The sequence below is a fragment of the Noviherbaspirillum soli genome (genome assembly GCF_015352955.1).
Lineage (GTDB): Bacteria > Pseudomonadota > Gammaproteobacteria > Burkholderiales > Burkholderiaceae_D > Noviherbaspirillum_A > Noviherbaspirillum_A soli.
The window spans coordinates 13,846-27,792 of the sequence record NZ_JACYOX010000038.1 but is presented as its reverse complement, the minus strand read 5'-3'; the positions used below and the strand labels follow the sequence as shown (position 1 = coordinate 27,792).

The following is a 13,947-nucleotide window of genomic DNA, read 5'->3' as shown; positions in this document are numbered from 1 at the left end:
TCAACCTATCGCTTATGAATATCGTCATTCTCGCAGCAGGCATGGGAAAGCGCATGCAGTCCGCGCTTCCCAAGGTTCTGCACCCGCTGGCAGGCAAGGCACTGTTATCCCACGTCATCGATACCGCCCGTACCCTCTCGCCCACTTCGATTTGCGTAATCTATGGCCACGGCGGCGACATGGTGCCGCAGATGTTGCAATCTGACAATCTCGGATTCGCCCGCCAGGAACCCCAGCTTGGCACCGGCCACGCGGTCATGCAGGCGCTGCCCCAATTGCGGGACGACGTGCCCACCCTGGTCCTGTATGGCGATGTGCCGCTGACCAGGCCCGAGTCGCTGCGTCGCCTGTTGGACCAGGCTGGCGGCGACAAGTTGTCCATACTGACGGTGAATATGGAAGATCCGACCGGTTATGGCCGGATTGTGCGCGATAACGACAGGATCGTGCGTATCGTCGAACAAAAAGATGCAACCGAGCAGGAACGTGCGATCACCGAGGTCAACACCGGCATCATGGTGGCGCCCACCGCCCGCCTGCGCGCCTGGCTGTCCACGCTGTCGAATGACAATGCACAGGGCGAGTATTACCTGACCGACATCGTCGCGCGTGCGGTTGCCGACAGCGTGCCAGTGGTATCGGCCCAGCCCGATGCGGTCTGGGAAACCCTGGGCGTCAACAGCAAGGTGCAGCTGGCCGAACTGGAGCGCATCCACCAGCGCAACCTGGCTTACCGGCTGCTGGAGCAGGGCGTGACCCTGGCCGACCCGGCGCGCATCGACATCCGCGGCAGCCTCGCCTGCGGCCGCGACGTCAGCATCGATGTGGGCTGCGTGTTCGAAGGCGATGTGACGCTCGGCGACGGCGTGACGATAGGCGCCAACTGCGTGCTGAAGAATGTCCGGGTCGGCGACGGCGTCACCATCAAGCCGTTCTGCCATTTTGAAGACGCGGCCATCGGTGCAAAGTCGGTGATCGGCCCCTATGCCCGACTGCGTCCCGGCACGACGTTGGCGGAAGATGTCCATATCGGCAACTTCGTCGAAGTCAAGAACAGCCGGATCGCCGCCGGCAGCAAGGCCAATCACCTGGCCTATGTCGGCGATGCCACGGTGGGCTCGCGGGTCAATATCGGCGCCGGCACCATCACCTGCAATTACGATGGCGCCAACAAGCTGCGCACCGTGATCGAGGACGATGCCTTCATCGGCAGCGACACCCAGCTGGTGGCGCCGGTAACGGTCGGCCGCGGCGCCACTCTGGGCGCCGGCACCACGCTGACCAAGGATGCGCCGGCCGGCAGCCTGACCGTCTCCCGCAGCCGCCAGACCACGATCGAGGGCTGGAAACGCCCCGTCAAACAACCCAAATAGGAAAAACACCATGTGCGGCATCGTCGGCGCGGTTGCGCAACGCAATATTGTTCCCATCCTCCTCGAAGGCCTGCGGCGTCTGGAATACCGCGGCTACGATTCCTGCGGCGTGGCCGTCAACAACCAGGGCCTGAAGCGCGCGCGCAGCGTGGCCCGGGTGGCGGAACTGCAGGAGCAGGTCGCCGCCAGCGAATTCGAAGGCAACACCGGCATCGCGCATACCCGCTGGGCGACCCACGGCGCGCCGGCAACCAATAATGCCCATCCGCATTTCTCGACCAAGGACGGCGAGCAGCGAATCGGCCTGGTGCACAACGGCATCATCGAGAACTACGAGGAGATCCGCACCGAGCTCAAGGCGCTGGGCTATGTGTTCGAGTCGCAGACCGACACCGAGGCGATTGCCCACCTGGTCAATCATCACTACGACGGCGACCTGCTGCGCACGGTGCAGCGCGTGGTCAAGCGTCTGCACGGCGCCTTCGCCATCGCGGTGTTCGCCAAGGACGAGCCGCAGCGCATCGTCGGCGCCCGCCTTGGCTGCCCGCTGATCGTGGGCCTGGGCAATGGCGAGAATTTCCTGGCGTCCGATGCGATGGCGCTGGCCGGCAGCACCGACCAGATCATCTACCTGGAAGAAGGCGACGTGGTCGACGTGCGCCTGGACAGCGTGCAGATCTACGACAAGCTCGACCTGGCGGTAGAACGCAGCGCGCAGACCGTGCAGGCATATTCCGGCGCAATCGAGCTGGGCCCCTACCGCCATTACATGCAGAAGGAAATCTTCGAGCAGCCGCGCGCGATTTCCGACACGCTGGAAGGCGTGCTGGGCTTCACGCCAGCCCTGTTCGGGGAGCGTGCCGAGGAAGTGTTCAAGGATATCGACGGCGTGCTGATCCTGGCCTGCGGCACCAGCTACTACTCGGGCATGACCGCCAAATACTGGCTCGAATCGCTGGCCAACCTGCCGACCAGCGTGGAAATCGCCAGCGAGTACCGCTATCGCAAGCCGGCGGTCAATCCAAAGACGCTGGTGGTGGTGATATCCCAGTCCGGCGAAACCGCCGACACCCTGGCCGCGCTGAAGTACGCCCAGGAACTGGGCCACAGGCATTCGCTGGCGATCTGCAACGTCGGCACCTCGGCCATGGTGCGCGAGACCGAACTCTCCTACCTGACCCGCGCCGGCGCCGAGATCGGCGTGGCCTCGACCAAGGCCTTCACCACCCAGCTGACCGCGCTGTTCCTGCTGACCGCCACCCTGGCCAAGCTGCGCGGCCGGCTCGACGCCGATGCCGAGGCTTTCCACCTGAAGAACCTGCGCCACCTGCCCAATGCGCTGCAGAGCGTGCTGGCGCTGGAGCCGCATATCATCGCCTGGTCGGAAGCCTTTGCCCGCAAGGAGAACGCGCTGTTCCTCGGACGCGGCCTGCATTACCCGATCGCGCTGGAAGGCGCGCTGAAGCTCAAGGAAATTTCCTACATCCACGCCGAGGCCTATCCGGCCGGCGAACTGAAGCACGGCCCGCTGGCGCTGGTGACCGAGGAGATGCCGGTGGTGACGGTGGCGCCGAACGACACCCTGATCGAAAAGCTCAAGTCCAACATGCAGGAAGTGCGGGCCCGCGGCGGCCAGCTGTACGTGTTCGCCGACGGCGACTCGCAGATGACCTCCAGCGAAGGCATCCACGTGATCCGGCTGCCCGAGCATTACGGCCTGCTCTCCCCCATCCTGCATGTGGTGCCGCTGCAGCTGCTGGCCTATCACACCGCGCTGGCCAGGGGCACCGACGTCGACAAGCCGAGGAACCTGGCGAAGTCGGTCACGGTGGAGTGACACCGCGCCGGCATGCGCCCGCCGCATCGGCCGGGCGCATGCCGTTTCCTTACTTTTCATGTTCTCAGGCGATATAACAGCCCTTCCTCCGCCCGCATGTCCCGAGACGGGCAACAGCACAATTGCCGCCTACCTCCCGAGAAAACGCTCACGACGGCGGAACGGCGCTCCCCCTTCCCTCACCCCTCTTTTTCATCCAAAAACTGCTTCATAGATAGCGCTTTATCTTACTTAATGCTTTATCTATGAAGCATACCAAAGTAGCTTTGGTTCATTGATGCTACATTACGCAATGTAATGGGCCATCTATGATCCAAGCAAAACATGCCAAAGAAGCTCTCCCATGCCGCCAGCTGGCCGACCCTGACGCAGGAACGCCTTACCGCCTGGGGCAGAGCCATCCGCGCCCAACGCCTGAGGCAACGCATCACGGCGGCCGACCTGGGTGCCCGGCTGGGAATTTCCCGGGCGACCTTGCGTCGGCTTGAACAAGGCGACCCCGGCGCTGCCGCCGGCGCCTACCTGACAGCGCTGCTGGCGCTCGGGCTGGCCGACCAGACAACGCCCGCCCTGCCGGCTGAACTATGGCAGGGCGGGCATGGCGAGCGCGTGAAGTTAAGCCGGCAGGAAAAAGGCGGCGACGATGACGACTACTTCTAAGCCCCTGTCGTCTACCTGCAGCGCCCCGATAACGGCGAGTGGGTGACGGTGGGCAGGTACAGGGCGGGCCTGCCCGGAGAGGGTTTCTTCAGATACGCGCCGTCGTATATCGATGCGGGGCTTGCCAGGTCGATCGACCCGGTCAATCTGCCGCTCATGCCAGCCCTTGAGATGGCCGCGCCGCGCTACCGCGGCCTGCACGACGTATTGCGCGACGCCTGCCCTGACGCCTGGGGGCAGATGCTGCTGCGCCGCGAGCACCAGCTGCCGCAGGATGCGCCGCCGCTGCAGTATCTGCAGAAGGCGGGCAATGCGGATCGCTGGGGCGCGCTGGCCGTAGGCAGCGACGTCACCATACCGAAGTCGAACCTGAACAGCCCCGCCCTGCCCCAGCTGGATCACATCGTCGAGGAACTTGCGGCGCTGTCGGAGCGTAGGCCGGCGATACGCGCATGACTGCGTTCCAGGTTGGTCCAGACCGCCAGCGTGGGCGGCGCGCGACCGAAAGCCACCGTGCGGGACGACAAGGGACAATTCTGGCTGGTCAAGCCGGCAATTGCCACGGACGCCGGCAATATCCCGCAGCTCGAGCACGCTGGCCAGCAATGGGGCGCGGCCAGCGGCCTGGACTTCGCCACTACGGTGTTCCACCCGTCCATGGCCGGCCTCGGCGCGGTGCGGGTGCTGCGATTCGACCGAAGCGGCGACCGGCGCCACATGTGCGTGAGCGCAGCGTCATTGCTGCAGGCCGAATATCCGGACGACCTGTCGCAGGCCGAGCGCTGGAGCTATCCGCGGCTGGCCGATGAACTGCGCCTGGTGGGCGCGCCGCCGCAAGACCGCATCGAACTGTTCGGGCGCATGGTGTTCAACGCGGTATGCGGCAACGACGACGACCACGTCCGCAATCACGCCATCGTCTATCGCGCCGGGGAACGCCGCTGGCGCCTGGCGCCGGCCTTCGACGTCGTTCCCAATCCGGTGGAAACGCCCGGGCGGCTGCACATGCAGCTGTGCCTGGGCCGCTTCGACATTTCCCGGGAAACGGCGCTGGTCGACAGCCATCGTTTCGGGTTCAGCGGCAAGGCGGAAGCGGCAGGCTACCTCGATGCGCTGCTCGGGCGCATTACGGCCGGCTTCGAGCGCATCGCACACTGGCTGGACCCGGCGCCGCGGCGGGCATTGCATGAAAGGCTGACGCACAATGTCGCCGTCCTGATGGGCGGCGACACGCGGACAGGGAAGCGATAACGCGCGTCAGGAACGCTTTCCGTTTTCCGAATGCTCGCCTCATTCGGGCCAGAACCGGAACAGGCGCTAAACGTGCGAGGCATGCTGGCTGGCCACATGCGGCACCGGCGCGCCTTCCAGCGGCGGCGCCGGCTCCAGGCCAGTGACGGCGAGAATTTCCATCTCGTCCACGGTTTCGCGTTCCAGCAAGGCCCGCACCAGCGCCTCCAGCGCCTTGCGATGCCGGGTCAGCAGGCGCGTGGCCTCGGCATGGCTCTCGTCGATGATGCGCTGCACCTCCAGGTCGATGATGCGCGCGGTCTCGTCGCTGAACGGCTTTTCGCCGCCGAAACCGACAGTGCTGCCGAGATAGGGATTCTGGCGCGGCGCCAGCTGCACCATGCCCAGCCGGTCGCTCATGCCCCAGCGGGTCACCATGCTGCGCGCCAGGCCAGTGGCCTGCTCGATATCGTTTTCCGCGCCGGTGGTGCGGCTGCCGTAGATGATTTCCTCGGCCACCCGCCCGCCCAGCATGCCAACGATGCGGGCGCGCAGATAGGCTTCGGGATAGTTGTAGCGGTCGGTCTGCGGCCGCTGGTAGGTCACGCCCAGCGCCTGGCCGCGCGGCACGATGGTGACCCTGTGCACCGGGTCGGCGCCCGGCACCACCAGGCCCAGGATCGCATGGCCGCTCTCGTGATAGGCAATGCGCTCGCGGTCGGCCTGGCTCAGCAGGATGGGCCGCTCGGGGCCGAGCACGATCTTTTCCAGCGCATCGATGAAGTCCTTGTGCCGCACCTCGTTCTGCTCGCGGCGGGCAGCCAGCAGCGCCGCCTCGTTGACCAGGTTGCGCAGGTCCGCGCCGGACAGGCCGGGCGTGGCGGCCGCCAGTTCCTGCAGCGCCACATCCGCGGCCAGCGGCACCTTGCGGGTATGCACCGCCAGGATCGCCTCGCGGCCGCGCTTGTCGGGCAGGTTGACCACCACCCGCCGGTCGAAGCGGCCGGGCCGCAGCAGGGCCTTGTCCAGCACGTCGGGCTGGTTGGTGGCGGCCAGCACGATGATGCCCTCGCGGCTGGAAAAGCCGTCCATTTCGGTCAGGATCTGGTTCAGCGTCTGTTCCTGCTCGCTGGAGCCGCCGAGGGCGACCTGGCCGCGGGCGCGGCCGATCGAGTCCAGTTCGTCGATGAAGATGATGGCCGGCGCATTTTCGCGCGCCTGCTTGAACAGGTCGCGCACCCTCGCCGCGCCGACGCCGACGATCATTTCCACGAACTCGGCCGCGCTCATCGAAAAGAACGGCACGCCGGCCTCGCCGGCGACGGCGCGCGCCAGCAGGGTCTTGCCGGTGCCGGGCGCGCCCACCAGCAGCACGCCCTTGGGCGCGGCGCCGCCCAGCCGGGTGTATTTCTCCGGCGCCTTCAGGAAGTCGACCACTTCCACCAGTTCGTTCTCGGCCTCGTCGATGCCGGCCACGTCATTGAAGGTCACCCGGTCTTCCTGTTCCTGGTCATAGCGGCGCGCCTTGCTCTTGCCGATGCCGAACAGGCCGCCGCCGATGCCGCCGCCCTGCTGCGCCGCGCGCCGGTAAAGCCAGACATAGAAGCCGATCAGCAGCAGCGCCGGGCCGAAGCCGAACAGCAGCGTGCCCAGCGCGCTGCCGCTCTGGATCGGCACTGCGCTGATTTCCACCTTGTTATTGATCAGGAACTGCTCCAGGCCCTGGTCGACGAAGGCCGGCAGCGTGGTGGTGAAGGTGGACGCGGTGCGCGGCTTGGGCTCGACCAGCGCGCCCGGCCGCTTGTCCGCCTCGTCGCCGGCCTGCGGCGGCCAGGTGACGGGAGCGCCGAACCGGCCCTCGATGCTGGCGCCCTGGCTGTAGATGGACTTGACGTTGCCCTTGGCGGCTTCTTCCTTGAACACCGTATAGGGCACCGTCACCGGCGCGTCGGCGTCCGGGAAGAACACCCGCATCACCAGGTAGTTGCCGAACAGGACGATCAGAAACAGCAGCCAGGCCCTTCGCGGCGGCAGCTTGCCCTGTCCAGGCGTGCCCGGCTTGCCTGGCGGGCCTTTCAGGCCTTTCGGGCCGGTCGGTCGGGCTGCTGAAAAGGGTTGGTCGGGCTTCATGCCTGTTCGTCCGGGATATCCGGACTATAGTTTCCGCTGCGCGGCCGGGGTGTCTTGTCGAAACTCAAAACCTGTTTGCGATCTGCCGGCCTCATTGCAATTTCCTTCCCGCCTGGACTCCTCCATCTCCCCGACACGGGCCATCGGCTTGCGTCTTTCCTTCCAGTGCAGCGTATGCAGCGCATCCGCCGGCAGCATGCCGGCGCCGCAAGGCTCAATCGGCGGGAAGAGCTGAAATTCCCGTCGTGCATCCATGGGCTTGGGGTCCGTCCTTGCGGAAATGAAGGGGCAACGGCGCAGCCGGCTGCGGCTGCGCTACGCCGTGAAACGGCAGGCAGACCGGGTCGCCCACCCGCACCCGGGCCGGATCGACCGGATAGGTCCAGACGGCAAACGCAGTCGTGTCGGCACTGCCATACAGTGTGGCGAAGGCGGCGTCGACTGCATCGAGGCCGTGGGCGATGCCGATCCGCCCCCGGTGGGGCCGGTTGTGGCGCGGGTCGAACACATGCCAGGCGCCGGCGGCATGGACTTCCACGTAGGCATGAAAGTCCACGCCGATATCCGTGCCGGCGTCGCTGGCGCTGAACAGCGGCATGTAGCCGGCGACATAGCGGGCCGGCATGTCGAGCGCGCGGCACAGCGCGATCATCAGGTGGGCAAAGTCGCGGCACACGCCATAACCGCGGGCCAGCGCCTCGCAGGCCGACAGCGTCGCGTCGCCCGATCCATGGCGGTACTGCAGGTTGAGGTGGGTCCACTCGCAAATGGCCTGCGCGGCCTGCAGGCCGCGCGGCAGATGCCCGAACAGATTCCGGGCCACGGCAAAGAGCTTGTCGGACTCGCAATAGCGGCTGGGCAGCGTATGGCGCAGCACATCCGGCGGCAGCGTCGCATGGTGGTCGCCATGGCCGGAGGGCTGCGGACTGTCGGCGCTGTCGGGCACCATGACGATGGCGTCATACCGTATCGTGGTCACGCCGGCAGGCAGCATGACCCGGATGACCGGATTGCGGTGAATGTCCACGGCGTGCGCCGCCTGCAGCCCCGGGCCGATATCGAGGCGTTCCGAAAACATCGTCTGGCCTGTCGCCAGCCGTGGCTGGATCATCAGCAGCGCTGTCGTGGCGGCGCTGACGCGGTAGCCCAGCATGCAGCCCACGCGCACCGCCAGCATGCCGGGAAACAGTTCGGGTGAATCGATGCGCTTCATTGTGATTCTTCAATCCTTGACTCTTTCATCCTTCAATCCTTCAACGCTTCGATCCCGGCAGGGGTCATGGGGGCGGTGCAGGGGCGGGCAGCGCGGGGGGCTCCGGCATGTCGGGCGGCAGCGCCGACGGTTATGGAGCACGCCAAGGCGCGCAGCGTGGCATTCGACGTCTGCGGCGTATGACGGAGGCCGCACAAAACCTATCGGCCGTCATGGTTCTTCCCGTTTCATCAGGCCAGTCGCGCCGCGCTGGATGCAGCGTACGGCAGAGCACTGCGTCAGGCATTCAGAACCTGCCCACTTCATGATCACAATCTACCGGCCGGCAGCGGATGGCCAGGCACTTGCGTTCGATGAATTCGGAACTGGCGACTGGACGGACCTGATCCTGCGCCGAGGCCTCGAAGCCATCGGCCGCCATGACGTCATTGAATGTGTAGATCAGGACGTCCACCTGGACTTCCATCGGAGATACGCGAACGGTAAGCATCGTTGCCTTTTGCATGTTGAATGTGATGCCTGCGGGCTTGCAGGCCGGTTTAGGTAAGTTAACCCAGCCGGCATGAAAATGAAGCCGGATGAACCCGGGACAGCATGTAGGAGGTGCGGCGACTGCTTCCGCCGGAATTGTAGTCGCGTCAAGTTCTGCGCTGATGTCATGGCTCTTGTCTGCGTGCCTCGCAAGGAAAATGCTTGAAGCGGGCATGCATCGCACGATCCTGTTTGCATGACGATGTCCCAGCCTGGATAAGGTCATGGCCCTGGTTGCGGTTGTCTTTGACGTACGCGTAGCACGGTTGCAGTTGCAGTTGCAGTTGCAGTTGCAGTTGCAGTTGCAGTTGCAGTTGCAGTTGCAGTTGCAGTTGCAGTTGCAGTTGCAGTTGCAGTTGCAGTGAAATCCCGTTGAGCGCGCCGTGTCAGCGGTGCCCGGAGCGGATAAGGTGCGGCGTCTGTTTGAGCGGAGCGCAGCGCAGCGAGTTTAGCCGCGCCCCGCTCCGGGTACCGCTGGCACGGGCACCCCGCGCAGCGGGGCGCGATCACCGGGTCGCCTTTTTTTGGTTACTTTTTTTGGCGAAGCAAAAAAAGTGACCCGGCCGCCGGGACGGACTCCCGGCTTGTCTCCACGGCAGTGCAGCCGTCTTGCGTCACCCGGCAAGGCACGGGCAGCACTGTCGTAGTTGACGTTCAACGTGTTTTGAACAAAACCTTTAACTTCAAACTTCAAAAGCAACTGCTGCTTCGCAGTGACGTCTTACCCCTGGTGACCCAACCCCACTGCACTATCGTCATGACCAAGCCGGGAATTCGCCCCGGCGGGCGACCTACTTCTTTTGCTTCGCCAAAAGAAGTAGGCAAGAAAAGGCGACCCGGTGATCGCGCCCCGCTGCGCGGGGTTCCCGTGCCGTCGACGCCTGAAGCGGGCGCGGCTAAACTCGCTCCGCTGCGCGGCGCTCAGACAGACGCCGCACCTTATCCGCTTCAGGCATCGCCAGCACGGCGCGCTCAACGGGATTTCACTGCAACGACAACGACAACGACAACGGCAACGACAACGGCAACGACAACGGCAACCGCAACCGCGCTGCACGCCCTCAAAGCACCCTGCCTCGCCGACGGCTGCATCAGTCCCCCGGCACACCCGGCTCCCGCCCCCCATTTCCCCAAGGCAGACGCCGCACCTCCTCCGCGCCAACCGCTTTCGCGGCCTTCAACGCCCTGAGGAGGCGAAACAGGTGTTCGGACGGTTCCCTGGTTTGCTGTCCCTCGTACACCATCATGACAATGCGCTCCCGGAGTGCAGTGATGCGCTCTGCCAGATCGGCAATATCAGGCTGCGAAGGGCTGGGCATGGCATGGTTGTTCGTTCGGCTTGGCATGGTTTCCTGATCGTGGCGATGGTGAACCCGGGCCGCACATGCAGCGCCCCCTGGGCCAGGGCGAAACGATAGAGGGTGTGATGAAGGCGACCTGTCAGCCTGGCGACATGACAGGTGGACGTTTCATCCCCTGGCCGCTCCCAGCAGGCGCTCGAACTGGCGCCGCACCGTGCCATAGCATTCGCAGGCCGAGGCCTCCAGTCCCGGCCGGTCCAGTATGGTCAGGTGGCCGCGGCAGTAAGAGATCATGCCGGCTTCCTGGAATGCGGCAGCCACCACGCTGATGCTGGGCCGGTGCACGCCCAGCATGGCGGCCAGGAATTCCTGGGTCAGATGGAATGCATCGCCGCGGACCCGGTCATGCGTTACCAGCAGCCAGCGCGCAAAGCGCATCTCGATGTTGTGCAGCCGGTTGCAAGCCACTGCCTGGGACACCTGCGACAGATAGGCCTGGCCGCTGCAGCGCAGTATCTTGCGCAGCGTAATGGACTTGCCCAGCGCCTCGCGGAAATCGTCAATCTGCATGCGCAGGCTGGTGCCGGCAATCTGGCATACCGATGTTTCGGTGGCGAGGGTCGCATCCAGCAGCACCTCCACCCCGGTGAAGCCTTCATTGCCCATGGTGCCGACTTCCACACCGGCGCCGTCCTCCATGTAGACCACGCAGGAATGCACCGAGGTACACGGGAAATAGACATGGCTGATCGGTTCGCCCTGCCGGTAAAGCACTTCCTTCAACGGCGTCTCGACCAGGTCGAACAGGGGCAGCAGGGCCTGGTATTCCTCATCGGGGAGCTTGGCCAGCAACTGGTTATCACAGCCGAGTGTCTGGTCTGCGGCAGTGGACATCGCATTTCCTTGACATGCAGGATGGAACGAAGAGCAAGCGCTGACCTGCAATCAGCGATGAACCTGGACCAGATGGCCAGTCCTTGAAGGCATGCCGGTGGAAAGAAGTGCTGGCCGGAAAATCTGAAAAGATGGGGCGGCAAAACGGCGCGGCAAGTCCATGCCATGTACGGATCGGACAATCAAGTAACACCTTGGTTCAGCGATCGCGGCTTGATTTCATGCTGGAGATAATCTCCGGGCTGCACCGTGCCTTGCCGCGGCGCCGGTGTGCCTCGGTGCTGCCAAGCCGGCCAGGCTGCAGCATGCTATCGGCCCAGCGTGGGCGCGTCCTGGAACGGCCGCGCATCGACCGGGATGTTGATCGAAAGCGTGGTGCCCCTGCCGGCGGCGCTGTCGATCTGCACGCTGCCGCCGTGGCTCTCGGCCACGCTGCGCACATAGGGCAGCCCTATGCCCCAGCCACGCTCTTCCCCTTCCTTCGCCGCCTCGGCCCGGCGAAACACCTGGAACACCGTCTCGAGCTGTTCAGCCGGGATGGGCTCGCCGTCGTTATGCACCGTCAGCAGCATGCGTTCATGCTGGCTGGCCGTCATGATGCGGATCGGCGCCTGCGGCTTGCCATACTTCAGCGCGTTGCCGACGAGATTTTCCACTACCCGCTTCAGCGCATCCCGGTCCCACCAGCCCTCTACCGGCTCGCCCACGATCTCGAAGCGCGGGCCGTAGACCTCCACGAGCTGGTCGCACACCTCCCTGACGGTTTCCATGATGTCGAAGCAGCTCAGGTGCAGCCGCCGCCGCTCTCCGCTCTGGAACACCGCCGCGTCCAGCAAGTCCTGGATCATGCGGTCCATGCGCTGGCTGTTGTTGAAAATGCGCTCGGCCAGCGTGCCTATCCTGCCAGGGTCCCTCGCATGCAGCAGCAGTTCGGCCGCCGAACTGATGACCTGGAGCGGATTTCTCAGGTCGTGGGCGACGGTAATGATGAAGCGCTCGCGCAGCGCCGACTGCGCCAGCGCGAAGGCATTGACCGACTCCCGCATGCAGGCGTCGATCGAGGCATTGATGTCATGGAATTCCTGGCTGTTGAGCGACACGCCGTGCTGCCTCAGCACGTCGAGCAGGGTCCACCTGAGCAGCTGGTATTCCGCGATCACCGCCTGGTGGCTGTAGTCGGTCAGCCGCGCGCGTTCGCCGCCATGCTCGGATGCCACCGTATTGCTGGCAGCGGCATTCTCCCTGGGATAGCCTGGACTGATGGCTTCGGCGATGTTGTCGTACAGGCTGGGAAAGGTATTGATCAGGATGGGATGCGGCAGGCCGGCCGCTTCCCTGACGGTGGAGCGCAGGCGCTTTTCCCATTCGGCCAGGACCACGTCGCGCAGTGCCAGCATGCGCCGCGCCGTTGCCGAAAGCCCCATGTCATGCAGATTCCGGTCACTGGCAAACGTCATGATGGCTACCCCGGACGGCTGTTGTCATGGTCCGATTGTATTTCCAGGCAGCTGCAAGAAACCGGGCGCTGCGTGTCGCGATATTGGTGGTGGTCAAAGGTCTTCCACACGCTGGCGCCGGCATAAAAAAAGCCCCGCAAGGCAATGCCATCGCGGGGCGTAATCCATACCGTTAAGAATGGAGGAGACGGAGTGCATCTTATATCAATCGGCCCGCGCATCCAGTCGGCCAAAGACTGAAGCCGCTGTAAGACATGTCCGACTTGGATCGAGTGCAAACCCTTGCCGTCTTTCCCCGCGGCATGCGGCGCAGGGCCAGAACCGGCCCTTGCGAGCCCGGTCTAATCCCTGCAGCGGAAGGCATGTCAACCAAACACCTCTGGAGGCCATGATGAACGATACGCAAAAGCAGCAGCAGAAAGGCACTGACGCGGCCAGCCCGGCGCAGACGCCGGATGAGTTGATCGGCGAGTTGCCGCCGGACGCGATACAGTCGGACGCCAACGACAACTCCTTTCTTGCCGACCTGCCGGAAGAAGGCCAGTCAAAGCCGGACAAGAAAGGCGCCTAGGCGCCGGCTTAACCTTGATGGAAGGGCTGCACCCCGATCAGCCAGCCGTGCAGCCTGAAGGCAAACAGCGCCCAGGCAGCGCTGCCCACGGCTACCGTGGCCAGCGTGCCGGCCGCGGTGCCCGCGGGATACAGGGCGCCGGCCGCACGGTCGCGCCGGCGCGCGGCGCGGAAGGACAGCACTGCCCAGGCCAGGAAGCTGCCGAACAGCAGCACATCGGCCAGCGTTCCGTTGGCCAGCAGGTGGGCAAGGGCCCAGAGCTTGACCGACAGCACCATCGGATGGTGCAGCCTGGCCTTGATGCCATTGCGCGGCACATAGGTTGCCGCCAGCAGCACGAAGGCAATCAGCGTCAGAAGGCCCGCCAGATGCCGCATTGCGACCGGCGGCGTCCACAGCACCACGGGCGCCTGCCTGGCTGCGCCATAGCCCCATAGCAGCAGATAGAAGCCGATCAGGGACAGCACCGTATAGCCCAGCTTCCACGGTCCGGGACCGATGCGCGCAATCTGCGCGCTGCGCCAGCCGTCGGCGACGATGCGGGTCGAATGGACGCCCAGGAAAATGACGAGGCCGAGCAGCAGTATGGTCATGGAAGCATGTTTCCTTGCAGGCAGGATGGGTGGGCGTTCGCCATTCTAACCGCGGGCGGCGACATGTTTGCGGCTCTTCAACAAACCGGAACGGCGCCGCCGCGGCGCTGCCGTTTCAGGTTTATCTTCATCCGGACATGGCGGCCCGCCATGCAAT

At 64.8% G+C, this 13,947-nt stretch carries 13 protein-coding genes; 7 read left to right on the top strand and 6 right to left on the bottom strand.

Annotated features, from left to right (window positions below):
* The first annotated feature begins 14 nt into the window (after nucleotides 1-14).
* From glmU to IGW04_RS25900, 5 genes are all read left to right on the top strand, one after another.
* Entirely contained in the window at nucleotides 15-1,373 is a 1,359-nt protein-coding gene (gene glmU / locus IGW04_RS21220; protein ID WP_194715099.1) for a bifunctional UDP-N-acetylglucosamine diphosphorylase/glucosamine-1-phosphate N-acetyltransferase GlmU, read from the top strand.
* A gap of 10 nt (nucleotides 1,374-1,383) precedes the next feature.
* Entirely contained in the window at nucleotides 1,384-3,210 is a 1,827-nt protein-coding gene (glmS, locus tag IGW04_RS21215) for a glutamine--fructose-6-phosphate transaminase (isomerizing) (protein WP_194715098.1), read from the top strand.
* Nucleotides 3,211-3,534: 324 nt separating this feature from the next.
* Complete coding sequence (locus tag IGW04_RS21210) at nucleotides 3,535-3,870, top strand: helix-turn-helix domain-containing protein (RefSeq protein ID WP_194715097.1); 336 nt, start codon at nucleotides 3,535-3,537, stop codon at nucleotides 3,868-3,870.
* Nucleotides 3,871-4,026: 156 nt separating this feature from the next.
* Nucleotides 4,027-4,326, top strand: coding sequence for a hypothetical protein (locus IGW04_RS25905; protein ID WP_228527292.1), 300 nt, complete (start codon nucleotides 4,027-4,029; stop codon nucleotides 4,324-4,326).
* Nucleotides 4,327-4,338: 12 nt separating this feature from the next.
* Nucleotides 4,339-5,121 (top strand): HipA domain-containing protein, encoded by a 783-nt coding sequence (locus tag IGW04_RS25900; RefSeq protein WP_228527291.1) that lies wholly within the window; start codon nucleotides 4,339-4,341, stop codon nucleotides 5,119-5,121.
* A 66-nt stretch (nucleotides 5,122-5,187) separates the two neighbouring features.
* On the opposite strand, the gene ftsH is transcribed toward IGW04_RS25900, so the two are convergent.
* From ftsH to IGW04_RS21190, 3 genes are all read right to left on the bottom strand, one after another.
* Nucleotides 5,188-7,230 (bottom strand): ATP-dependent zinc metalloprotease FtsH, encoded by a 2,043-nt coding sequence (gene ftsH / locus IGW04_RS21200; RefSeq protein ID WP_194715096.1) that lies wholly within the window; start codon nucleotides 7,228-7,230, stop codon nucleotides 5,188-5,190.
* 214 nt (nucleotides 7,231-7,444) lie between these two features.
* A complete protein-coding gene (locus tag IGW04_RS21195) occupies nucleotides 7,445-8,443 on the bottom strand; it encodes a transglutaminase-like domain-containing protein (RefSeq protein ID WP_194715095.1) in 999 nt (332 codons plus the stop codon).
* Nucleotides 8,444-8,729: 286 nt separating this feature from the next.
* Nucleotides 8,730-9,149 carry a hypothetical protein gene (locus IGW04_RS21190; protein WP_194715094.1) on the bottom strand — a complete coding sequence of 140 codons (420 nt, stop codon included), beginning with the start codon at nucleotides 9,147-9,149 and terminating at the stop codon, nucleotides 8,730-8,732.
* 49 nt (nucleotides 9,150-9,198) lie between these two features.
* Here IGW04_RS21190 and IGW04_RS21185 point away from each other — a divergent pair, with 49 nt between their 5' ends.
* Nucleotides 9,199-9,339, top strand: coding sequence for a hypothetical protein (locus IGW04_RS21185; protein ID WP_194715093.1), 141 nt, complete (start codon nucleotides 9,199-9,201; stop codon nucleotides 9,337-9,339).
* A gap of 1,104 nt (nucleotides 9,340-10,443) precedes the next feature.
* On the opposite strand, the gene IGW04_RS21180 is transcribed toward IGW04_RS21185, so the two are convergent.
* Nucleotides 10,444-11,169 (bottom strand): Crp/Fnr family transcriptional regulator, encoded by a 726-nt coding sequence (locus IGW04_RS21180; protein ID WP_194715092.1) that lies wholly within the window; start codon nucleotides 11,167-11,169, stop codon nucleotides 10,444-10,446.
* Between the two features lie 308 nt (nucleotides 11,170-11,477).
* Nucleotides 11,478-12,626 (bottom strand): sensor histidine kinase, encoded by a 1,149-nt coding sequence (locus IGW04_RS21175; RefSeq protein ID WP_194715091.1) that lies wholly within the window; start codon nucleotides 12,624-12,626, stop codon nucleotides 11,478-11,480.
* Nucleotides 12,627-13,017: 391 nt separating this feature from the next.
* Between IGW04_RS21175 and IGW04_RS21170 the strand changes: the two genes are divergently transcribed.
* Nucleotides 13,018-13,197 (top strand): hypothetical protein, encoded by a 180-nt coding sequence (locus IGW04_RS21170; RefSeq protein ID WP_194715090.1) that lies wholly within the window; start codon nucleotides 13,018-13,020, stop codon nucleotides 13,195-13,197.
* Nucleotides 13,198-13,205: 8 nt separating this feature from the next.
* Here IGW04_RS21170 and IGW04_RS21165 read toward each other — a convergent pair whose 3' ends face one another.
* Nucleotides 13,206-13,790 (bottom strand): NnrU family protein, encoded by a 585-nt coding sequence (locus tag IGW04_RS21165; RefSeq protein WP_194715089.1) that lies wholly within the window; start codon nucleotides 13,788-13,790, stop codon nucleotides 13,206-13,208.
* Between the last annotated feature and the right edge of the window lie 157 nt (nucleotides 13,791-13,947).

Excerpts from the sequence above, each read along its gene's own strand:
- glmU (WP_194715099.1), top strand. The coding sequence starts at position 15 with ATGAATATCGTCATTCTCGCAGCAGGCATGGGAAAGCGCATGCAGTCC.
- glmS (WP_194715098.1), top strand. The coding sequence starts at position 1,384 with ATGTGCGGCATCGTCGGCGCGGTTGCGCAACGCAATATTGTTCCCATC.
- IGW04_RS21210 (WP_194715097.1), top strand. The coding sequence starts at position 3,535 with ATGCCAAAGAAGCTCTCCCATGCCGCCAGCTGGCCGACCCTGACGCAG.
- IGW04_RS25905 (WP_228527292.1), top strand. The coding sequence starts at position 4,027 with ATGCCAGCCCTTGAGATGGCCGCGCCGCGCTACCGCGGCCTGCACGAC.
- ftsH (WP_194715096.1), bottom strand. The coding sequence starts at position 7,230 with ATGAAGCCCGACCAACCCTTTTCAGCAGCCCGACCGACCGGCCCGAAA.
- IGW04_RS21195 (WP_194715095.1), bottom strand. The coding sequence starts at position 8,443 with ATGAAGCGCATCGATTCACCCGAACTGTTTCCCGGCATGCTGGCGGTG.
- IGW04_RS21190 (WP_194715094.1), bottom strand. The coding sequence starts at position 9,149 with ATGCCCGCTTCAAGCATTTTCCTTGCGAGGCACGCAGACAAGAGCCAT.
- IGW04_RS21185 (WP_194715093.1), top strand. The coding sequence starts at position 9,199 with ATGGCCCTGGTTGCGGTTGTCTTTGACGTACGCGTAGCACGGTTGCAG.
- IGW04_RS21180 (WP_194715092.1), bottom strand. The coding sequence starts at position 11,169 with ATGTCCACTGCCGCAGACCAGACACTCGGCTGTGATAACCAGTTGCTG.
- IGW04_RS21175 (WP_194715091.1), bottom strand. The coding sequence starts at position 12,626 with ATGACGTTTGCCAGTGACCGGAATCTGCATGACATGGGGCTTTCGGCA.
- IGW04_RS21170 (WP_194715090.1), top strand. The coding sequence starts at position 13,018 with ATGAACGATACGCAAAAGCAGCAGCAGAAAGGCACTGACGCGGCCAGC.
- IGW04_RS21165 (WP_194715089.1), bottom strand. The coding sequence starts at position 13,790 with ATGACCATACTGCTGCTCGGCCTCGTCATTTTCCTGGGCGTCCATTCG.